Annotated in this window: 16 protein-coding genes and 1 pseudogene; 7 read left to right on the top strand and 10 right to left on the bottom strand. The window is 67.2% G+C overall.

Annotated features, from left to right (window positions below; translation table 11 throughout):
* The 7 genes from trkA to def all read right to left on the bottom strand — a co-directional run bounded on the left by trkA (position 1) and on the right by def (position 8,623).
* Complete coding sequence (trkA, locus tag HF203_RS02355) at positions 1–1,374, bottom strand: Trk system potassium transporter TrkA (RefSeq protein WP_168666217.1); 1,374 nt, start codon at positions 1,372–1,374, stop codon at positions 1–3.
* Between the two features lie 253 nt (positions 1,375–1,627).
* On the bottom strand, positions 1,628–2,995 hold the full coding sequence (locus tag HF203_RS02350) for a sigma-54-dependent transcriptional regulator (protein ID WP_168666214.1): 1,368 nt from the start codon (positions 2,993–2,995) through the stop codon (positions 1,628–1,630).
* Positions 2,992–5,202, bottom strand: a complete 2,211-nt coding sequence (locus HF203_RS02345) for a sensor histidine kinase (protein WP_168666212.1) — start codon at positions 5,200–5,202, stop codon at positions 2,992–2,994. Before HF203_RS02345 ends, HF203_RS02350 begins: the two co-directional genes overlap by 4 nt.
* On the bottom strand, positions 5,184–5,759 hold the full coding sequence (locus HF203_RS02340; protein WP_168666209.1) for a DUF4390 domain-containing protein: 576 nt from the start codon (positions 5,757–5,759) through the stop codon (positions 5,184–5,186). The genes HF203_RS02345 and HF203_RS02340 overlap by 19 nt, the downstream gene beginning before the upstream one ends.
* A complete protein-coding gene (rsmB, locus tag HF203_RS02335) occupies positions 5,756–7,099 on the bottom strand; it encodes a 16S rRNA (cytosine(967)-C(5))-methyltransferase RsmB (RefSeq protein WP_246221615.1) in 1,344 nt (447 codons plus the stop codon). Before rsmB ends, HF203_RS02340 begins: the two co-directional genes overlap by 4 nt.
* The gene (fmt, locus tag HF203_RS02330) at positions 7,092–8,030 is read right to left on the bottom strand and encodes a methionyl-tRNA formyltransferase (RefSeq protein WP_168666205.1); all 939 of its coding nucleotides are present in this window, start codon (positions 8,028–8,030) and stop codon (positions 7,092–7,094) included. Before fmt ends, rsmB begins: the two co-directional genes overlap by 8 nt.
* A 56-nt stretch (positions 8,031–8,086) precedes the next feature.
* A complete protein-coding gene (def, locus tag HF203_RS02325; protein ID WP_168666203.1) occupies positions 8,087–8,623 on the bottom strand; it encodes a peptide deformylase in 537 nt (178 codons plus the stop codon).
* Between the two features lie 118 nt (positions 8,624–8,741).
* Here def and HF203_RS02320 point away from each other — a divergent pair, with 118 nt between their 5' ends.
* The 6 genes and pseudogenes from HF203_RS02320 (at position 8,742) to HF203_RS02295 (ending at position 15,975) form a co-directional block, all read left to right on the top strand.
* The gene (locus HF203_RS02320) at positions 8,742–9,953 is read left to right on the top strand and encodes a LysM peptidoglycan-binding domain-containing protein (protein WP_168666201.1); all 1,212 of its coding nucleotides are present in this window, start codon (positions 8,742–8,744) and stop codon (positions 9,951–9,953) included.
* 11 nt (positions 9,954–9,964) lie between these two features.
* Positions 9,965–11,110 carry a DNA-processing protein DprA gene (dprA, locus tag HF203_RS02315; RefSeq protein WP_168666199.1) on the top strand — a complete coding sequence of 382 codons (1,146 nt, stop codon included), beginning with the start codon at positions 9,965–9,967 and terminating at the stop codon, positions 11,108–11,110.
* A 95-nt stretch (positions 11,111–11,205) separates the two neighbouring features.
* Entirely contained in the window at positions 11,206–11,682 is a 477-nt protein-coding gene (locus HF203_RS02310; protein ID WP_168666197.1) for a Smg family protein, read from the top strand.
* A gap of 284 nt (positions 11,683–11,966) precedes the next feature.
* On the top strand, positions 11,967–14,270 hold the full coding sequence (gene topA, locus HF203_RS02305) for a type I DNA topoisomerase (protein ID WP_168666195.1): 2,304 nt from the start codon (positions 11,967–11,969) through the stop codon (positions 14,268–14,270).
* On the top strand, positions 14,267–14,845 hold the full coding sequence (tsaC, locus tag HF203_RS02300; RefSeq protein WP_168666193.1) for an L-threonylcarbamoyladenylate synthase type 1 TsaC: 579 nt from the start codon (positions 14,267–14,269) through the stop codon (positions 14,843–14,845). Before topA ends, tsaC begins: the two co-directional genes overlap by 4 nt.
* A gap of 81 nt (positions 14,846–14,926) precedes the next feature.
* Positions 14,927–15,975: pseudogene (locus HF203_RS02295) on the top strand (SAM-dependent methyltransferase).
* Between the two features lie 33 nt (positions 15,976–16,008).
* On the opposite strand, the gene HF203_RS02290 reads toward HF203_RS02295, so the two are convergent.
* Together HF203_RS02290 and nhaR are read right to left on the bottom strand one after the other, a co-directional pair.
* Positions 16,009–16,437: an FUN14 domain-containing protein gene (locus HF203_RS02290; RefSeq protein WP_168666191.1), complete on the bottom strand. Its 429-nt coding sequence runs from the start codon at positions 16,435–16,437 to the stop codon at positions 16,009–16,011.
* Between the two features lie 865 nt (positions 16,438–17,302).
* On the bottom strand, positions 17,303–18,220 hold the full coding sequence (gene nhaR, locus HF203_RS02285; RefSeq protein WP_168666190.1) for a transcriptional activator NhaR: 918 nt from the start codon (positions 18,218–18,220) through the stop codon (positions 17,303–17,305).
* Positions 18,221–18,375: 155 nt separating this feature from the next.
* Here nhaR and HF203_RS02280 point away from each other — a divergent pair, with 155 nt between their 5' ends.
* Positions 18,376–19,008, top strand: a complete 633-nt coding sequence (locus HF203_RS02280) for a DUF2076 domain-containing protein (protein WP_168666188.1) — start codon at positions 18,376–18,378, stop codon at positions 19,006–19,008.
* Positions 19,009–19,039: 31 nt separating this feature from the next.
* Here HF203_RS02280 and HF203_RS02275 read toward each other — a convergent pair whose 3' ends face one another.
* Positions 19,040–20,521 (bottom strand): lipopolysaccharide biosynthesis protein, encoded by a 1,482-nt coding sequence (locus HF203_RS02275; protein WP_168666186.1) that lies wholly within the window; start codon positions 20,519–20,521, stop codon positions 19,040–19,042.
* Between the last annotated feature and the right edge of the window lies 1 nt (position 20,522).

The following is a 20,522-nucleotide window of genomic DNA, read 5'->3' as shown; positions in this document are numbered from 1 at the left end:
TTAGAGGAAGGTGACGCCGACCTGGAACAGACGCTCGACCTCGGGGATGCGGCGCTTGTCCTGGAGGAAGAGGATGACGTGGTCCTCGGACTGGATCCGGGTGTCGTGGTGGGCGATGAGGACCTGGTCGCCGCGCACCAGGGCACCGATGCTTGCCCCCTTGGGCAGACGGATCTCGGCGATGCTGCGCCCGATCACCTTGCTCGAGGTCTCGTCACCGTGGGCGATGGCCTCGATCGCCTCGGCTGCGCCGCGGCGCAGCGAGTGCACCATCACCACGTCGCCACGGCGCACGTGCTTGAGCAGGCTGCCGATGGTCGCTTGCTGTGGCGAGATGGCGACATCGATCGCCCCGGACTGTACCAACTCGACGTAGGAGGGGCGATTGATCAACGCCATCACCTTGCGCGCGCCGAGCCGCTTGGCGAGCATCGCCGAGAGGATATTGGCCTCGTCGTCGTCGGTCAGGGCGCAGAATACGTCGGTGCTCTCGATGTTCTCCTCGAGCAGCAGGTCCTGATCGGCGGCGTCGCCGTGGAGCACGATGGTCTTCTCCAGGTCCTCGGCGACTTGTTTGCAGCGTTTCAGATCGCGCTCGATGATCTTGACCCGGAAGCTGCGCTCGAGCGCGCCGGCCAGGCGGGTGCCGATGTTGCCGCCCCCGGCGATGATCATCCGCCGGTAGGTCTTGTCGAGCCGGCGCAGCTCGCCCATCACCGCGCGGATGTGCTCGGGCGCGGCGACGAAGAAGACCTCGTCGTCGACCTCGATGACGGTATCGCCCTCGGGCTGGATGGCGCGGTCCTGGCGATAGATCGCCGCCACCCGCGCCTCGATGTTGGGCATGCGCTGGTGCAGGGTACGCAGCTCCTGACCGACCAGCGGGCCGCCGTAGTAGGCCTTGACCGCCACCAGCCGGATGCGTCCCCCGGCGAAGTCGAGCACCTGCAGGGTGCCGGGGTTCTCGATCAGGCGGATGATGTAGTCGGTGACCAGCGCCTCGGGGCTGATGGCGACATCGATCGGCAGCGCGTCGGTGCCGAACAGACGCGGTTGGTCGAGGAAGCTCTGGGCGCGTACCCGAGCGATCTTGGTCGGGGTGTGGAACAGGGTGTAGGCGACCTGGCAGGCGACCATGTTGGTCTCGTCGCTGTTGGTCACTGCGATGATCATGTCGGCGTCCTCGGCGCCAGCGCGCGCCAGCACGTCGGGGTGGGCGCCGTGGCCGTAGACGGTGCGCAGGTCGAAGCGATCCTGCAGCTCGCGTAGCAGCGCCGGGTTGTGATCGACGACGGTGATGTCGTTGGCCTCGCTGACCAGGTTTGCCGCCACCGAGGTGCCGACCTGGCCGGCGCCGAGGATGATGATCTTCATGCCGGGATCGGTCCTCGGGCGGTCGCCAGTGGCCAGCTGCCAGCTTCCAGCCACCAGTGCTCAGTCGCCAGTCGCCAGCCTCCAGTCACCAGCTTCCAGTCGCCGGTTTCCAGTTGCCGGCTGCCAGTCTCCAGCTTCCAGCGGTCTGTCGGTCCCTGGCGACGTGGCGTGCGCGCCGCCGAGCCGCGGCTGGTGGCCGAGCGCTGGTGGCTGGCAACTGGTGGCTGGTCGCTGGCCGCTGGCCGCTCGATCCTCATCGCCGTTCCTTGATCTCGATGCCGAGCGAGCGCAGCTTGCGATAGAGATGGGTGCGCTCCATCCCCGCCTCCTTGGCCATCTTGCTGACGTTGCCGCCGTGCTTCTCGAGCTGGTAGTCGAGATAGGCCTTCTCGAATTGCTCGCGCGCCTGGCGCAGGGGCTGATCGAAGGAGAGCAGCCCCTCGAGCGCCTGGGCCTGGACCGGTGGCGGCGCACCGAGCGCGCTCTCGACCTCCTTCTGGCTGATCTCGTCACCCGCGCCGAGGATCAGCACCCGTTGCACCAGGTTCTTGAGTTCGCGCACGTTGCCCGGCCAGGTGTAGTTGCGCAGGAAGTTCTGTGCGCCGACGCTGAAGCGCCGGTAGGGCAGTTTCTCGTGGGTGGCGAAGTAGTCGAGATAGAAGTTGAGCAGGTCGGGGACGTCCTCGGCGTGCTCACGTAGCGGCGGGATGTGCAGTGGCACCACGTTGAGATGATAGAAGAGGTCTTCGCGGAAGCGCCCGGCCTGGACCTCCTCTTCGAGGTTGCGCTGGCTGACGGCGACGATGCGTACGTCGATGCGTACCGGCTCGCTGCCGCCGATGCGCAGGAAGGAGCCGCTGTCGAGCGCACCGAGGAGCTTGGCCTGGGCGTCGAGCTCCATGTCGGCGACCTCGTCGAGCAACAGGGTGCCGCCGGCGGCCTTCTCCAGGCTTCCGTAATGGATGTGCTCGCCCTCCTCGGTGCCGAACAGCTCGCGTGCGGCGTTGCCGCCGGCCAGGGTGGAGACGCTGAGATCGACGAAGGGGCGCTCGCGCCGCGCGCTCTGCGAGTGCAGATAGCGGGCGAAGGTCTCGCGTCCGCTGCCGGCGTCACCGGTGATCAGCACCCAGGTGTCGTGCTGGGCGATGCGCTTGACCTGTTCGCGCAGCCGCAGCATCGCCGCGCTGCGCCCGACCGGCTCGTGCACCAGCGGGGTACGGCGCTTGAGCCCGATGTTCTCCTGATGGAGCTTGTCGGCCTCGAGCGCGCGCTCGACGGTGAGCAGCAGCTTGGCCATCGACAGCGGCTTCTCGAGGAAGTCGTAGGCGCCGAGCCGGGTGGCCTCGACGGCGGTCTCGACGGTGCCGTGCCCGGACATCATGATCACCGGGCAGGGCAGGGAGTCCTCTTCGGCCCACTCCTTGAGCAGGGTGATGCCGTCGAGGTCGGGCATCCAGATGTCGAGTAGGATCAGGTCGGGGCGACGGTCGCGTAGTGCGTGTCGGGCCGCCTCGCCATTCTCGGCGCCGGCCACGGTATAGCCCTCGTCCTCGAGAATGTCCTGGACCAGGCCGCGGATGTCGGGCTCGTCGTCCACGACCAAGATATGGGTTGCACTCATGTCTCTGTCTGTGTTCCTCGCGCTTGGGCGTCCTGGAGCGGGGGCTGCCAGACGGGTAGGCGGATCTCGATCCGGGCGCCGGAAGCTGTGTTTTCGACGACGATGATACCGCCGTGTTCCTCGATTATCCTCTTGACGATCGCCAGCCCCAGTCCGGTGCCCTTGGCCTTGGTGGTGACATAGGGTTCGAACAGTCGTTCCATCAGGTGGGGCTCGAACCCCGGACCATTGTCACTGACCTCGAGCCAGCAGCGCTGCTGTTCGGCCTCTTCACGTACCCCGGTGGTGACGTGGATACAGCCGTCGGCACGCCCCTCGAGCGCCTCCTGGGCGTTCTTGATCAGGTTGTGCAGCACCTGGCGCAAGCGCAGTGCGTCGCCGTTGATCTGATGGGGGCCAGCCGCCAGCCTGACCTCCAGTGCCCCGGCACCGGCGCTGCGGTAGAGGTCGAGCACCTCTCGTACCAGGCGGTCGAACACCAGCGGTTCGGGGCGCAGTTGCGGTGAGCGGGCATAGTCGGAGAAGTCGTTGACCATCGCCTTCATCGCCTCGACCTGCTGGATGATGGTGTGGGTGGCGCGGTCGATGACCCGGGCGTCGGCCTCCTCGGCCTTGCGCAGCAGCTTGTGGCGCAGCCGCTCGGCCGAGAGCTGGATCGGGGTCAGTGGATTCTTGATCTCGTGCGCTAGGCGTCGCGCCACCTCGCCCCAGGCCGCCTCGCGCTGGGCGGTGATCAGCGAGGTGATGTCGTCGAACACCACCACGTGCCCCGGTGCCTCGTCGTCGCCGCCGGGCAGCGGACTGCCGCGACACATCAGCGTCTGGCTGCCCTCCTGGCGCTGCAGTCGGACCTCGGCGCGCCAGGCGCGTCCGCTCACCACTTGGTGGTGTACGGTGTCGGTCCAGGGGCTGAGCCAGGGATGGTGCGCGGCGATCTGGTCGAGATCGACTGGTGTCGTGGTCTCGGCGATGGCGAGGTCGAGGATCGCGCGCGCGGCCGGGTTGGCGGTGCGCAGCCGGTGCTCGGCGTCGAGTGCCACCACCCCGGAGGAGAGCCGACCGAGTACCGTCTCGAGATAGTTGCGCTGGGTCTCGACCGCCTGCTGGCTGCGTTCGGCCTCGTCACGGGCGCGGGCGATGCGCCGTGACATGGCGTTGAAGGAGGCGACTAGGAAGGCCAGCTCGTCGTCGTGACGCGGTAGCGGGATCTGCTGTTCGTAGTTGCCCTCGGCGATGGCGCGGCTGGCGCGGGCGATGTCGGCCACCGGGGCGACCAGACGGCGCGCGGTGTGGAAGGCGACGATCAGCGCCGCCATCAGGCTGAACAACAGCACCAACGAGAGCGTTAGCGAGAAACTCAGCTTGAGCGAGTTGCGCAGATAGGCCAGCTCGGTGTAGCGGTTGTAGGCCGCTTCGAGTTGCCCCGAGAGCTCGCCGATACGTGCCGAGGTGGGGAAGATCGCCTGCATCTGCATCGGTCGTCCGAGTGGGTCGTTGACCAACACCCGCACCACCAGATCGGCGCCCGGCACCGAGTCGAGGCCGACATAGTTGTTGCCTGCGCGCACGCTCTGCTGGATCTCGCGCTCGGCGTGGTTGGGGACCAGCTTGGTCGGATCCTCGCTGGCGTTGGCCAGCACCTGACCGCCGCCGCCATAGACGGTCAGCTCGATCGCCCCGGCCTGGCGGCGCAGGCTGTCGAGGCTCAGTGCGATCGCCGTCGACGAGCGGTCCTCGATGCTCACCAGCAGTTGCTCGGTATACTTGGCCAGCACCCGCTGGTTGAGATCGAGCGAGGCCTGGTTGAGCACCAGGGCGTCCTCCATCGCCTGACCGATCTCGACATCGAACCAGCTGTCGATGCCGCGCAGCAGGAAGCCCAGGGAGAAGTAGTAGACGGTGCCCACCGGCAACAGCGAGAGCACCGCAAACAGTGCCACGATCCGTGCCGTGAGTCGTGATCCGGCCGCCTGCTGGCGGTAGCGTCGAACCAGACGGACGACGTTGAACCCGACCAAGAGTGCCAGCATCCCCAGCCCGGCGAGCACGGCGAAGAGCAATGGCACGAAGGCGCGACTGAGCGCCTCGGAGTTGGTCACCGAGTCGCGCATCAGCACCAATACCACGAACAGCGCCGCGATCAGGATCGCCACCGGCAGGGTGCCGAGCCCGAGCCCGCGTAACCGGCTCACGGACGCAGGGGCCATTGGGTCCACCCGCTCGAGAGCTTCCAGGCGGGTTTGAGGTAGGCCATCGGGCGCAGCGGCAGGGGCAGCGCCTCGATCTCCAGGGCAGTGCGCAGTCGCACCTCGTAATCGCTATCGGCGGCGAGCCGGTCGGCACTGAGCAGATGGATGTCGAGGAGTTCGCCGAGCGCGCGTAGCGCCGCCTCGCGCGAGACGAAGCTGCGCCCCTCGGTGTCGGGCAAGGTGTAGACCTGGTAGCGTTCGGAGAGCGGCTTGTAGCGGATGGCGCGGCGCAGTTGCAGGTCGGCGAGACTGTCCTCCCACAGCCAGGCGCCGCTGCGACGGACCTGGATGTGGACCAAGACCGTCAGCGGCACGCCGTTGTCGAGTGCCTCGAGCGCCTCGGCGCTGAAGGCATAGTCGATCTCGGCGCTGAGTCGGTAGCCGCCCTCGTCGTCGAGTCGGGTGTCGAGTCGCTGTACCTGGAATTCCTCGCCCGCAGCCGCCGCCGAGACCCAGGCGAGCAGGGCGCCGAGGATGAGCGTCGTCCACCGGGTGCGCGCACGCCTGAACCTCATGAGGCCGGTTTCTCGAGCAAGGCGTAGTAGAAGCCGTCGCTGCCACCGGGACTGGGCAGGAGCTGGCGACCATGGGGGCGGGTGCGGCCGGGGTCGCCGGGCAAGGGGCACTCGCGGGCCTCGGGGTGACGTTCGAGGAAGGCGGCGACCTGACGATGGTTCTCGTCGGCGAGCAGTGAGCAGGTGGCATAGAGCAGCCGACCGCCGGGGGCGAGCAGTGGCCAGATCGCCTCGAGGATGGCGCGCTGTTGCGCACAGAGCGCGGCGATGTCCTCGGCGCGGCGCAACCACTTGATGTCAGGGTGGCGGCGGATCACCCCGGTGGCCGAGCAGGGCACGTCGAGGAGGATACGCTCGAAACCGGGCGCGGCCCAGTCGCCCTCGGGGTGGGCGGCGTCGGCCTCGACCAGGGTCGCGTGCAGCCCGAGCCGGTCGAGCAGCGCGGCGACCGATTGCAGTCGCTCGCCGTCGACGTCGAGTGCGGTCAGCGCCAGTTCTCCGCCGGCGCGCTCGAGGATCGCCGCGCTCTTGCCGCCGGGCGCGGCGCAGGCGTCGAGCACCCGCATCCCGGGCGCGGCCTCGAGCAACTCGGCGGCGAGTTGAGCGCCGGCGTCCTGCACCGACACCCGCCCCTCGGCAAAGCCGGGCAGCTGCTCGGTGGGGCGGGCGCGGGCAAGGGTCAGCCCCCGTGGACAGGCGTCGAGTGGGGAGGCCTCGATGCCCGCAGCGGCCAGCTCGGCGAGATAGTCCGCACGCGTGCCGCGCAGCGGGTTGACCCGCAGGCTCAGCGGTGCGCGGGTATCGCTGGCGGCGATGATCTGCTCCCAGTCCTCGGGCCAGTCATGGCGCAGTTGTTCGCGCAGCCACTCTGGCACCGGCCAGCGTACCTGTGGTTCGGTATCGACCGCCGCGAGCAGGGCCTCGCGCTCGCGCAGGAAGCGGCGCAACAGGGCGTTGACCAGCCCGGCCTTCCCCGGTCGCGAGAGTTGGCGGCTGGCCTCGACCGTGGCCGCGACCGCGGCGTGCGGCGGGGTCTTCATCGCGGTGAGCTGATAGAGCCCGATCAGGATCAACGCCTGTAGTTCGCCCTCGCGCCTCGGCAGTGGTCGGTGTAACAGTCGCGCGGCGATGGCCTCGAGTCGGGGCAGGGTGCGCAGTGCGCCGTAGACCATCTCTTGGATCAGGGCGCGATCGGGCCCCGAGGGTGTTGGGCGCAGCTGTTGTAACACCCGGGTGAGCGACTGACCACGATCGCGCACCCGGTGCAGGGCGCGGGCGGCGGCGGCACGGGCGCGGGCGCCGCTGGCATCGGTCTGGGGGGCAGGGTGGTGCTCAGCCAAGCAGGACACCCTCGAGATCGCGGGCGTTGATGAAGGCTGCGGCCTCCATCGGGCGCTTGCCCGATGGTTGGAGTCGGGTGAGGCAGAGCAGACCATCGCCGGTGGCGACGCGGATGCCGTGTTTGTCGGCGCCGACGACACGACCGGGTCCGTCCGTGGTCGGCGTGCTCAGGGCGTGAGCGGCCCAGATCCGCAGTGGTTCGCCATCGAGTCGGGTGTGGGCGACCGGCCAGGGGTCGAAGGCGCGGACCTGACGCTCGATCGCCGCGGCCGGGGCGCTCCAGTCGATCTGGGCCTCGTCCTTGGTGAGCTTGTGGGCATAGGTCGCGGCGGCATCGTCCTGGGGGGCGGGGGTGCGGCTGCCGTCGGCGATCCCGGGCAGGGCCTCGAGTAGGGCCTGGGCGCCGAGTTCGGCGAGCCGGTCGTGGAGGCTGCCACCGGTCTCGTCGGCGGCCACGGCGGTCTCGAGTCGATGATAGACCGGGCCGGTGTCGAGCCCGGCCTCCATCTGCATGATGCAGACCCCACTGGTGGTGTCACCGGCGAGTACCGCGCGCTGGATCGGCGCCGCGCCGCGCCAGCGTGGCAGTAGCGAGGCGTGGACATTGACACAACCCAGTCGGGGGGCGTCGAGCACCGCCTGGGGCAGCAGTAGACCATAGGCAACCACCACCATCAGGTCGGCCTCGAGCGCGGCCAGCTCGGCGCGTGCCTCGGCATCGCGCTTGAGGCTCTGGGGCTGGTAGACGGCGAGCCCGTGGTCGAGCGCGAGCTGCTTGACCGGGCTGGCCTGGAGCTTGCGCCCGCGCCCAGCGGGGCGATCGGGCTGGGTGTAGACGCCGACCACCTGGTGGCCCGCGGCGATCAGCGCCGCGAGGCTCGGACAGGCGAAGTCGGGCGTCCCGGCGAAGATGATTCGCAGTGCACGCATGGATGAATCGGTCTGGGTCTGGGTTGGGGACGGGCGGACTGCTGACGAGGGTGGCATCAGAGCGCGGTTTGATGCGCCGTGTCGGCGGCATCGTGGTGGCGTTTGTTGACCTTCTCGAGCTTGCGGCGGATGCGCTGACGCTTGAGCGACGAGATGTGGTCGACGAACAGTTTGCCACCGAGGTGGTCAAGCTCGTGCTGGATGCAGACGGCCAGCAGGCCTTCGGCGTCGAGGGTGAAGGGGTTGCCGTCACGATCGAGGGCCTTGACCCGGACCCGCTCGGCGCGGGTGACCTGCTCGTAGAAGCCGGGGACCGACAGGCAGCCTTCTTCCATCTGTTCTTCGCCTTCGCGCTCAAGGATCTCCGGGTTAATCAGGCACAGCGGCTGATCGTGGTTCTCGGAGATGTCGATCACCACGACCTGCTTGTGGACGTTGACCTGGGTGGCGGCGAGGCCGATTCCGGGGGCCGCGTACATGGTCTCGAGCATGTCGTCGATCAGCCGCCGGATGCTGGCGTCGACCTGGTCGACCGGTCGTGCCGCCTTGCGCAGCCGGGGATCGGGGAAGGTGAGGATTTCGAGCATGGCCATGGTTTACGAGTTTGGTCCGCGAGTGGAAGGGGGCGCGCTACCTGCGCTACTATCGGAATCAATACTATACCCCGTATTGGGGGCAGGTGAATCCCGTTTCGACCGTCACGGAGGATCCATGCGCGTTCCCTGCTTGCTTCGTACGCTGGCACCATTGCTGCTGGCTGGTCTGCTCTCGGCACCGGTGTCTGCGCAGGTGGAACTTGCCCCCGATGCCCCAGAGCGCTATGTGGTCCGTGCTGGCGACACCCTGTGGGAGATCGCCGGACGTTTTCTGCGCGACCCCTGGCGCTGGCACGCGTTGTGGCGCGCCAATCCCGAGATCGTCGACCCCGATCTGATCTACCCCGGCGACCAGCTCGAGCTGGTCGAGATCGATGGCAGGCCGCAGCTGCAGCTGACCCGAGGCGGTGGCGCGCGTACCGTTGGCCACCAAGACGGGATGCGGGTGGTCAAGCTCTCGCCGCAGGCGCGGTCGATCTCGCTCGAGGATGCGGTGCCGATGATCCCGGTGGCCTCGATCGCCCCCTTCCTCACCCAGCCGCTGGTGGCCGATTCCAACCAGGTCGAGCACGCCCCCTATGTGGTCGGTTTTCCCGACGAGCACATCGTCGTCGGTACCTTCGATGCGATCTACGTGCGCCGGATCGACACCACGGACTCGACCCGCTACCAGGTGGTGCGTCCGGGGAAGGCGTTGCGTGATCCTGACACCAATGAACTGCTCGGGTACGAGGTCGAGTTCGTCGCCACCGCCGCGCTCGAGCGCCCAGGTGACCCGGCCAAGCTGCGCATCGCCCGTGCGGCTCGCGAGATCGGCATCGGTGACCGGGTGATTCCGGCCGAACAGGAGCGCCCGCTCGAGAACTTCTATCCCGAGCCGGCCCCTGCCGGGACGCGCGGTCGCATCCTCTCGGTTCTCAAGGGGGTCTCGCAGATCGGTCAATTCGATGTGGTGATCCTCAACAAAGGGGAGCGTGACGGCATCGAGACCGGCCACCTCTTCGAGGTCTTCATCGGTGGCGAGATCGCTCGCGATCAGGTACGCCGCGGCGGCTTCGACTGGAACTGGCGCGATGACTCGCCGCTCGACAGCGAGTTCTGGTACGGCGATTTCTCCTTCGATGGCTGGCGAGCCGATCCGGCCGGGGAAGACGGGATGCCGCTGCATGCCGATATGAGCCGGGGACGCGGCACCTACCTCAAGCCCTATGAGCGTGCCGGTGTGCTGATGGTGTTTCGTGTGTTCGATAGGGTCAGTTTCGCGCTGGTGCTCGATGCCTATCGAGCCATGGCCGTCGGCGACCGCATCGCACCGCCGCCACGCTGAGCGTCGCTGCGGTGACACCGCCCGCGCTTGAGGCCTGGCTGGCCCTACTCAATGCCCCAGGGATCGGGCCGCGCACCGCCGCCGCCCTGGTCGCGCGCTATGGCGATCCGCAGGCGGTGCTGGCCCAACCGGCGCGTCAGCTCAGTGCCGCCGGGTTGCGTCCGGAGACGATCGCGGCCTTGGCCAACCCGGCACGAGAGCCGATCGAGCGGGTGTTGCGCTGGGCCGAGCAGCCACGCGCCTGGGTGCTCACTCGTGACGATCCGCGTTATCCCGAGCGTCTCTCCCAGCTCGATGATGCGCCGCCGCTGCTCTATGTCCGCGGCGACCCGACGTTGCTCGCCGAGGCCCAGCTGGCCATCGTCGGGAGCCGCAATCCGACCCCCGGCGGCACCGAACTCACCCAGGCCTTTGCTCGTGAGCTGGCCGGTTACGGGCTGGTGGTGACCAGTGGGCTGGCCGCCGGTGTCGATGCCGCGGCGCATCGTGGTGCACTCGAGCGCGGTCGTACCATCGCGGTGCTCGGCACCGGCCCGGATCGGGTCTATCCGGCTGCGCATCGCGATCTTGCCCACCGCATCGCCGACAACGGTGCGCTGGTCAGCGAGTTCCCGCCCGGGGTCGAGCCCTTGGCGCACAACTTCCCCAGACGCAACCGCTTGATCAGTGGCCTGTCACTGGGGGTGCTGGTCACCGAGGCGGCGCTCAAGAGCGGTTCGCTGATCACCGCCCGGCTCGCCCTCGAGCAGGGGCGCGAGGTGTTCGCGGTGCCGGGCTCGGTGCGCAACCCGCTGGCACGTGGCTGTCACGCGCTGATTCGCGATGGCGCACGGCTGGTCGAGGAGGCGCAGGAGGTGCTCGTCGAGCTGGCGCCGCAGTTGCGTGCCTTGATCGCGCCCCTCGCCGACGGTGGGTCGCCGTCGGTCGGATCGGCACCGCTGGCCGGGCTCGATGACACCGCCGTGCAGGTGCTGGCGGCGATGGGGCGGGATCCGGTCGCGCCCGATGAACTCAGCGAGCGCACTGGGTTGTCGGCCCAATGCATCCTCTCTACCTTGTTGGTCCTGGAGCTTGACGCTCATGTATCATCGCTGCCGGGGGGTCGCTATTGTCGTCGCGACGCCACCGACCGCGATGATGCGCCGGCGTCCGGGTGAGCGGCACGTCGCGAGGCCAGTGACGATCCCCCGAGGCGCAATGCCGGCGCCGCTTTCCGCCAGCTCCTGGCTGGCGCCGCCCACGAGGTTGGCTGATGTACGAAAACATGGTCGATGTTCTGATCTATCTCTACGAGAACTATATGGACGGTGAGGCACAGCCCCCCGTCGACCAGCGCGCGCTCGAGGATGAACTCTCCGAGGCCGGTTTCACCGGCGATGAGATCGAGAAGGCGCTGCGTTGGCTCGACGAGCTGGCCGCCGAGGTCGAGGCCCCGCAGTATCAAGACCACATGGTCGGCGCGATTCGCATCTACGCCGAGCAGGAGTGTGTCAAGCTCGACGTCGAGGCGCGTGGCTTGCTGTTGTCGCTGGAGCAGAACGGGATCCTCGACCCTCTCAGTCGCGAGCTGGTGATCGACCGGTTGGTGGCACTCGATGCGTTGCTGGTGACGGCCGATGAGGTCAAGTGGGTGGTGCTGCTGGTGCTGATGAACCGCCCCGGTCGCGAGGATGCCTTCACCCAGATGGAGGAGATGGTCTATGAAGAGGGACAGGTCTATCTTCACTGACGGGCGTTGTACCGGGTCGCGGCCCGACATCGGGCAGCGGCTGTGCTCTGTCCCCCTTGTGGGGACTCTGAGCGCACCGCTAAACTGCCAGCGTCCCACGCTGGTCTGACCCCGGCGTCGGCACTCTCCGCGTGCCCGTCCCGGTGCGGCAGCCAACCGTTGCGCATCGGCCACGCCGCCGCACCCTGGCCATCGGGTCAGGGGCGGCCACCGCTTCGACCCCGATGGCCGGTATCCCCGGCTGGGGCCTCCGTCACACCCACAATGGCCGACCAAGACCACAGATGAATCTCGTTATCGTCGAATCACCTGCGAAGGCAAAGACCATCAAGAAATACCTCGGCCCGGACTTCGACGTGGTCGCCTCTTACGGCCATGTCCGCGATCTGGTGCCGAAGGAGGGTGCGGTCGATCCCGAGCAAGGCTTCGCGATGAAGTACCAGGTGATCGAACGCAACGAGAAACACGTCCAGACCATCGCCAAGAAGCTCAAGGTGGCCGATGCCCTGTATCTGGCCACCGACCCCGACCGCGAGGGTGAGGCGATCTCCTGGCACCTTTACGAGTTGCTCAGGAACCGTCGCCAGCTCGGTGAGCGTACCGTGTACCGGGTGGTGTTCAACGAGATCACCAAGCGTGCGGTGCAGGAGGCGGTGGCCCACCCCCGCGAACTCTCACTCGACATGGTCAACGCGCAGCAGGCGCGGCGGGCGCTCGACTATCTGGTCGGCTTTAACCTGTCCCCGTTGTTGTGGAAGAAGATCCGTCGGGGGCTCTCGGCGGGGCGGGTGCAGAGCCCGGCGCTGCGCCTGATCTGCGAGCGCGAGGCCGAAATCGAGCGCTTCGAGCGCCAGGAGTACTGGACCATCGAGGCCGACGCGGACAAGGACGCCAAGCGTTTCGTCGCCAAGCTGATCCAGTTCGAAGGGGCCAAAGTCGAGCAGTTCTCGATCACCGACGGCGAACGCGCCGAGACGGTGCGCCAGCAGCTCGAACAGGCCGCCGCCGGCACCTTGGTGGTCGAGTCGGTCAAGCGCAAGCAGCGCAAGCGTCACCCGGCGCCGCCCTTCACCACCTCCACCCTGCAGCAGGAGGCCGCGCGCAAGCTCGGCTTCACCGCCCAGCGCACCATGCGCGTGGCTCAGCAGCTCTACGAGGGTGTCGACGTCGGCGCCGGTGCCGTCGGTCTGATCACCTACATGCGTACCGACTCGGTCAACCTCGCCCAGGAGGCGCTCGAGGAGATCCGTCAATGCGTTGCCGATCGCTACGGCGCCGATCACCTGCCGCCGCAGCCGCGCTTCTTCAAGACCAAGTCGAAGAACGCCCAGGAGGCCCATGAGGCGGTGCGCCCGACCTCGGTGCTGCGCGACCCGGCCTCGCTCAGGCCCTATCTCAACCAGGAGCAGCAGCGTCTCTACGAGCTGATCTGGAAGCGCACCCTGGCCTGCCAGATGGCCCATGCGTTGATCAACCAGGTCGCGGTCGATCTCAGCGCCGGTGATGGCAACCTGTTTCGCGCCACCGGCTCGATGGTCGCCGAACCCGGCTTCATGCGGGTCTATCTCGAGGGGCGCGACGACGCCAAGGGCGGGGACGACGACGAGGAGCGGATGCTCCCGGAGATGAACGAGGGCGATCACGTGACTCTGCTCGGGATCCGCCCGGAGCAGCACTTCACCGAGCCGCCGCCACGCTATACCGAGGCCTCGTTGGTCAAGGCGCTGGAGGAGTTCGGCATCGGTCGTCCCTCGACCTATGCCACCATCATCTCCACGCTGCAGGATCGCGAGTACGTGGTGCTCGACAAGAAGCGCTTCCTGCCGACGGATGTCGGGCGGGTGGTCAACCGCTTCCTCACCGAGTATTTCACCTCCTATGTCGACTACGACTTCACCGCCCGGCTCGAGGACGACCTCGATGCCATCTCGCGCGGTGAGGTCGATTGGATCCCGATCCTCGAGCGCTTCTGGAAGCCCTTCAAGGAACAGGTCGATCATACCCAGGCCAACGTCAAGCGCAGTGACGTGACCCAGGAGCGTATCGACGAGACCTGCCCCAAGTGCGGCGGTCAGCTCTCGATCCGGCTCGGGCGCAATGGTCGCTTCATCGGTTGCACCAACTATCCCGACTGCGACTACACCCGCGACCTCAACCCCGACCAGGGTGAGGCCGAGGCCCCCGATGTGGTCGAGGGGCGCAGCTGTCCCGAGTGCGGCTCACCGCTGGAGATCAAGCGCGGGCGCTATGGCAAGTTCATCGGCTGCAGCGCCTACCCCAAGTGCCGCCACATCGAGCCGCTGGAGAAACCCGAGGACACCGGCGTGCCCTGTCCCAAGTGCGGCAAGGGCACCCTGCAGAAGAAGAAGTCGCGCCGCGGCAAGGTATTCTATTCCTGCTCGACCTATCCCAAGTGCGACTACGCGGTCTGGGACCAGCCGCTCGACGAGCCCTGTCCGCGTTGTGGTTGGCCGGTGCTCACCCTCAAGGTGACCAAGACCAAGGGCGCGGCCAAGGTCTGCCCGCAGAAGGAGTGTGGGTACCGTGCCCCGGTCGAGCCGTCAACGGCCACGGGTGAGACCGAGTGACCACCGAGTTGCCACCGGCCCAGCGTCATCGCGTCCGACTCGCCGCCGCCTGGCTGCGTGCCGGAGCGGTAGTGGCCTATCCCACCGAGGCCGTCTACGGGCTCGGTTGTGAGCCGCGCGATGGTGCGGCCGTGGCGCGGATCCTCGAAATCAAGCAGCGTGATCCGGCCAAGGGGTTGATCCTGATCGCCGCCGACTTCGCCCAGCTCGAGTCCTATGTCGAGCCGCTCGATGTCGCGCGCATGCGCGAGGTCCGGGCGAGCTGGCCCGGTCCCAACACGTGGCTGCTGCCGGCGCGTCCGGACACCCCTGACTGGCTCACTGGTCGCTTCTCCACCCTGGCCGTCCGGGTCACCGCGCATCCACTGGCTGCAGCGCTGTGTCGCGCCTATGGTGGTGCCATCGTCTCGACCAGCGCTAACCGCGCCGATCACCCCCCGGCACGCGATGCCCGCGTGCTGCGCCTGGCGCTTGCCGATGATGGGCCAGACCATATCCTCTACGGCGCCTGTGTCGGCGCCGAGCGCCCCTCGACCATCCGTGATGCGCTGACCGGGCGAGTGTTGCGCGGCTGATTGTCGGCGGCGTCTTGTGTCTGCTCCGCGGCGTCGATACCTGAAGGTATGGCCATAGCGTGACCCGTGTCGGGGGGGCAGATGTTCAATGCGACAGCGACGGCGATTCGGTGGGTCGAACAGGGCTGGGTCCCGGATGGATTGACGCGCAGCGGCATCCGTGCGCTGTTACGTCGGCGCCTGGCGAGCCTGCCGCAGGACGATTGCGAGACGGCGCTGGCACAGCAGCGTGCGCTGATCGCGCAGATGGATGCCGCAGCCATCGCCGAGGTGCCCCAGCGCGCCAACGAACAGCACTACGAGCTGCCGGTGAACTTCTTCGCGACCGTGCTCGGGCCGCGGCGCAAGTACAGCTGTTGCTACTGGCCCGAAGGGATCGACCGGCTCGAACGGGCCGAGGACGCCTCACTGGCCGTGACCTTGGAGCGAGCCGGGATCGTCGAGGGGCAGCGCGTGCTCGAGCTCGGTTGTGGCTGGGGGCCTTCAGCCTCTATCTGGCCGAGCATCTGCCGGGCTGTCATATCACCGCTGTCTCCAATTCACACGCCCAGCGCCGCTTCATCGAGGCCGAGCGCGAGCGGCGGGGGCTCGATCACCAGCGCTTCGAGGTGATCACCGCTGACATCAACGACTTCCAGCCCTCCGGGCGCTATGACCGCGTGGTCTCGCTGGAGATGTTCGAGCACATGCGCAATCATCGCCGGCTGCTCGGTCGTATCCACGACTGGTTGATCCCCGGTGGATGGATGCTGATGCATGTCTTCTGTCACCGTGACCACCCCTACCTATTCGAGGAGGAGGGGGTCGACGACTGGATGAGTCGGTACTTCTTCGCCGGCGGGCTGATGCCGAGCGACGATCTGCCGCTGTACTTCCAGGAGCGGCTGCACCTGATCGATCGCTGGCGCTGGAACGGTCTGCATTATGCGCATACCCTCGAGGCCTGGCTGGCGCGCATGGACGGTGCCCGCGAGCGGCTATGGCCGGTATTCGAGCAGACCTATGGGGTAGGGGCGGCGTTGTGGTGGCAACGTTGGCGGCTGTTCTTCATGGCCTGCGCCGAGTTGTTCGCCTTCCGCCACGGCCAAGAGTGGTACGTCGGGCACTATCTGTTCGAGCGTCCGGCGTAAGACCCATGAACCATGACATCGGTGCGACTGTGCTCAAAGCTTGAGTCCGGCGGCGAGCCCAGCGAGGAAGGCCGCAGTCCCGGAGAGATTGGCCGCGATCAGGTCGAAGAGTGCCTGGGCGTGTGCGCTGGTCCAAGCGCTCCAGGTATCGTAGTGCCCCTCGAGCCCGGCCCAGTTGATCTCCACCACGCCGATCGATTGCAGCCCGACCAGGGCGATCAAGATCAACCCGCCCACCACCAGCGCCACCTTGAAGGCGAACTTGAGCGCGAAGCCGAGCGCCAGCCCGACCATGAAGGAGAAGCCCAAGGTGAGGAAGAAACCTTGGTCAAATAGCTCGCCGGCATCGGCGCTGAGCGTTGCGGGGGACTGCGCTTGGGCGCCTCCTGCCCCCCAGAGCAGTGGCAGCAAGGGCAGCGCGCGCAGGTGACCAGTGCGGGACGAACGGATCGGGTCGGACATGCGGGGTCTCGGTCAATACGGTCAGCGGAAACCGGGGCATTATCCGGGGAACGCTGCTCAGTCGCCAGTCGCCATCGCAGGAGAGCGTCGAACCGCAAAGCCGCAAAGATCGCGAAGGAGAGAACAGCGGTATGCCGGGTAGGCGTCGACATCGACGTTGACGCCTACCGACGAACCTCGCCGCTCACCTTCGGTGGGCGCCCTGTGCTTTGCCCGCTAGGGACTGAAGGCCTTTCTCCCGCCCCCCCTTGGCGTCCTTTGCGACTTTGTGGTTCAACCTTTAAAGCCGCCAAGATCGCGAAGGAGAGAACAGCGGTATGCCGGGTTGGCGGTGACATCGACATCGCCGCCTACCGACGAACCTCGCCGCTCACCTTCGGTGGGCGCCCTGTGCTTTGCCCGCTAGGGACTGAAGGCCTTTCTCCCGCCCCCCCTTGGCGTCCTTTGCGACTTTGTGGTTCAACCTTTAAAGCCGCCAAGATCGCGAAGGAGAGAACAGCGGTATGCCGGGTAGGCGGCGACATCGACGTCGCCGCCTACCGACGAACCTCGCCGCTCACCTTCGGTGGGCGCCCTGTGCTTTGCCCGCTAGGGACTGAAGGCCTTCCTCCCGCCCCCCTTAGCGTCCTTTGCGACTTTGTGGTTCAACCTTTAAAGCCGCCAAGATCGCGAAGGAGAGAACAGTGGTATGCCGGGTAGGCGGCGACATCGACGACGCCGCCTACCGACGAACCTCGCCGCTCACCTTCGGTGGGCGCCCTGTGCTTTGCCCGCTAGGGACTGAAGGCCTTCCTCCCGCCCCCCCTTGGCGTCCTTTGTGGCTTTGCGGTTCAACCTTTGCGGTTCAACCTTTTGGCCGCTGGCCTCAGCCGCCCTCGGTCTCCGCCTGGAAGAGTTCCAGGCGCGCGGCCTGGCTGACGGCGACGACGGCGGGATGGCGCAGGCGGCGCTCGGCGGAGATCGCGTAGTAGCGCTCGCGCACCGCCTCGGTTGCGCCGATCGTCTCGACCCCGTGCTGGCGTCGGGTCTCCTCGGCGATCACGCTGGGCGAGACGAAGACCCCGACACCGGCCTGGCCGAAGGCCTGCATCAGCGCCCGGTCCTCGAACTCGCCGACGATCCGTGGGCGGATGTCGAGCTGGTCGAGCCACTGCATCAGCGCGCCGCGTAGCGCGGTGTTGAGCGCCGGGATCAGCATCGGTGCCTGGTGCAGCGATTGTGGGAAGCCAGCACGGTAGCGCTCGGCGAGCGCCGGGGCGGCGAAGAAGGTGATGCCGCACTCGCCGAGGGGGTGGTTGAAGGCGCGGACGTTGAGCGCCCCGGCCAGTGGGGTGTCGGCGAGCACCATGTCGAGCTTGTGCACCGCGATGTCGGCGAGCAACGCCTCGAGCTTGCCCTCGCGACAGTGGATGCGCACCGGTTCGGCTAGGTGCAGCGCCGGCTCCAGCAGCCGGTAGGCGACCATCTTCGGTACCACGTCGACTACCCCAACGGTGAACTGCAGCGGTCGGCCACTGGTGCGTCCTTGCAGCGCCTCCTCCATCTCTGCGCCGAGGCGGAAGATCTCGTCGGCGAAGTTGAAGGCCAGACGACCGGTCTCGGTCAGGGTCAGACCCCGGCCGCGACGATCGAACAGCCGGGTGCCGAGCTGCTCCTCGAGCACCCGCAGCTGGCCGCTGATGGTCTGCGGGGTGAGGTGCAGTGCCTCGGCGGCGCGGACCACGCCTCCCTCCTTGGCGACCATCCAGAAGTAGTAAAGATGCTTGTAATTGCTCCCGCGCATCGCCTTCTGTTCGTTTTTTTCGATATCTGATCTGGAAAAGATTCGAATTATATTGATCGAAACCTTGTCTTACACTCTGTTGTCACTGGCAGTGGAGGGCCCCGTCAATCGACGGTGTGCGACCACCACAAGAACATCAAGAGGTAATCCGCAAGATGAATGCACAGGACCAATCCGCGATCGAGGGGCTGTTTCAGCGCCTGCAGCAGGCCGAGACCCAGTCCGGTCAGCGTGATCCCGAGGCCGAGAAGCTGATCCACGACATGATCGCCCGCCAGCCGGCGGCGCCCTACCTGATGGCCCAGGCGGTGTTGGTGCAGGAACACGCACTCAAGAATCTGCAGGGGCGTGTCGAGGAACTCGAGAAGCAGCTTGCCGAGCGCCCGCAGCAGAGTAGCGGTGGTTTCCTCGGCGGTCTGTTCGGCGGCGGCGCCCAGCAACAACAGCAGGCGCCCGCCCGCCAGCCGCGTCAGTCGAGTGGCGGTGGCTGGGGTGCCGGGCGTGGCGCGCAGCCGCAGGGCCAGGGCGCGGCGCCCTTCCAGCAGGGGCAGGCTGGTGGCGGCGGTGGTTTCCTCGCCGGTGCGGCGCAGACCGCGATGGGCGTGGCCGGTGGCGTGCTGCTTGGTAACGCCATCGCCGGCATGTTCGCCGACGACGCCGAGGCCGCCGACATCCCCGCCGAGCCGGAGATGCCGATGGAGCCGGAGATGATGCAGGACCCGATGGAGGCGATGCCCGAGGACGAGGGCGCCTTCTTCGACGACTTCGGCGGCGAAGAGGAGTTCTGATCCCGCCCCAGCCGGACGGGTTGCCGGGCCCTCAAGTCCGCGCCGTCCGGCGCAGCAGGCGGCGGCCATCGGTCGCCGCCACCACCGCGATGAATCCCGCCAGGATGGTTGCGCCCACCGCCACCGACGACCAGCCCCGCGTCTCGGTCAGCCATTCGCCGAGCAGATAGAGCCCGATGCCGAAGGCGAGATAGCCGAGCACCCGCCCGACCTCGTAGGGCACCGGGTAGTAGCGCCGTCCGAGCAGATAGGACAGCGCCACCATGCTTGCGTAGCACACCAGGTGCGCCCAGGCCGCACCGACATAGCCGTGGATCGGCACCCACCACCACAGCAATACCACCGTGATCGCGGCACCGATCAGCGAGACCCCGGCGCCGAGCAGGGTGCGGTCGGTGAGCTTGTACCAAATCGATAGATTGACATAGATCCCGAGCAGCATGCCGGCGATCAGCAGGATCGGGACCACGTCGAGTCCCGCGCGATACTCGGGGCCGACGAAGTAACCGAACAGCTCCAGGAACAGCGAGACCACCAGGAACAGGAAGACACAGCAGATCACGAACCAGTTGAGCACCAGGGCGTAGACCGTGCGGGCGTCGTGCTCACGGGCATAGGCGAAGAAAAAGGGCTCACCGGCGTAACGGAAGGCCTGGATGAACAGCGCCATCAGGATCGAGAGCTTGTAGCAGGCGCTGTAGATGCCGAGCTGGGCGAGGTTGGTGGCGTCGTCGTAGGGCAGCAGATACTTGAGCGCGGCGCGATCGAGCATCTCGTTGATGATGCCGGCCATGCCGATCACCACCATCGGCGCCGAGTAGCGGATCAGGCTGCGGAACAGCTCCCCCTGGAAGCCGCCGAGACCGTCGCGTAGCTGTGGTGCGAGCAACCCGAGCTTGATCAGGCTGGCGATGAGGTTGGCGATGAAGACATAGCCGACGCCGATGGCCGGGTCCCACAGCGCCCCCAGGAACGAGTTCGGATCCTGCTCGAAGGCAGGGCGACAGAGACCGACGAAGAACACCGTCAGCCCGATGTTGGCGCCGATCTCGAGTAGCTTGATCACGGCAAAGTGCATCGCGCGCTCCTCGGCACGCAGTCGCGCGAAGGCCGCGGCGCCGAGCGCGTCGGCGGCGAGGATGGCCGCGCACCACCAGATGTACTCGGGGTGCTCGGGGTGGCGCAACAGCGCCGCCAGAGGCTCGCTGACCAAGAAGATGGCGAGTAGAAACAGCAGGTTGCCGACGAGTAGCGTCTGTACCACGGTGCCGTAGACGCGCTCCGGTGCCCAGGTCTCGCTGTTGCGGAAGCGAAAGTAACCCGTCTCCAGGCCGAAGGTGAGCACCACCGCGAGAAAGCCCATGTAGGCGTAGAATTCGGCGACCACCCCATAGGACTGGGGCGCGAAGCTGTAGGTCAGCAGCGGTACCAGCAGATAGTTGAGAAAGCGTCCGAGGACACTGCTGACACCATAGATGGCGGTCTGCGAGGCGAGTCGTCTAAGCGGGTTCAAG

The organism is Marichromatium bheemlicum (assembly GCF_012276755.1).
Classification (GTDB): Bacteria; Pseudomonadota; Gammaproteobacteria; order Chromatiales; family Chromatiaceae; genus Marichromatium; species Marichromatium bheemlicum.
The sequence above is the reverse complement of the archived record's forward strand: the minus strand, read 5'-3'. Positions and strand labels throughout refer to the sequence as shown.

Bases quoted from the DNA above. Each gene is read 5' to 3' on its own strand.
- trkA (WP_168666217.1), bottom strand. From the start codon at position 1,374: ATGAAGATCATCATCCTCGGCGCCGGCCAGGTCGGCACCTCGGTGGCG.
- HF203_RS02350 (WP_168666214.1), bottom strand. From the start codon at position 2,995: ATGAGTGCAACCCATATCTTGGTCGTGGACGACGAGCCCGACATCCGC.
- HF203_RS02345 (WP_168666212.1), bottom strand. From the start codon at position 5,202: ATGGCCCCTGCGTCCGTGAGCCGGTTACGCGGGCTCGGGCTCGGCACC.
- HF203_RS02340 (WP_168666209.1), bottom strand. From the start codon at position 5,759: ATGAGGTTCAGGCGTGCGCGCACCCGGTGGACGACGCTCATCCTCGGC.
- fmt (WP_168666205.1), bottom strand. From the start codon at position 8,030: ATGCGTGCACTGCGAATCATCTTCGCCGGGACGCCCGACTTCGCCTGT.
- def (WP_168666203.1), bottom strand. From the start codon at position 8,623: ATGGCCATGCTCGAAATCCTCACCTTCCCCGATCCCCGGCTGCGCAAG.
- HF203_RS02320 (WP_168666201.1), top strand. From the start codon at position 8,742: ATGCGCGTTCCCTGCTTGCTTCGTACGCTGGCACCATTGCTGCTGGCT.
- HF203_RS02310 (WP_168666197.1), top strand. From the start codon at position 11,206: ATGTACGAAAACATGGTCGATGTTCTGATCTATCTCTACGAGAACTAT.
- topA (WP_168666195.1), top strand. From the start codon at position 11,967: ATGAATCTCGTTATCGTCGAATCACCTGCGAAGGCAAAGACCATCAAG.
- HF203_RS02290 (WP_168666191.1), bottom strand. From the start codon at position 16,437: ATGTCCGACCCGATCCGTTCGTCCCGCACTGGTCACCTGCGCGCGCTG.
- nhaR (WP_168666190.1), bottom strand. From the start codon at position 18,220: ATGCGCGGGAGCAATTACAAGCATCTTTACTACTTCTGGATGGTCGCC.
- HF203_RS02280 (WP_168666188.1), top strand. From the start codon at position 18,376: ATGAATGCACAGGACCAATCCGCGATCGAGGGGCTGTTTCAGCGCCTG.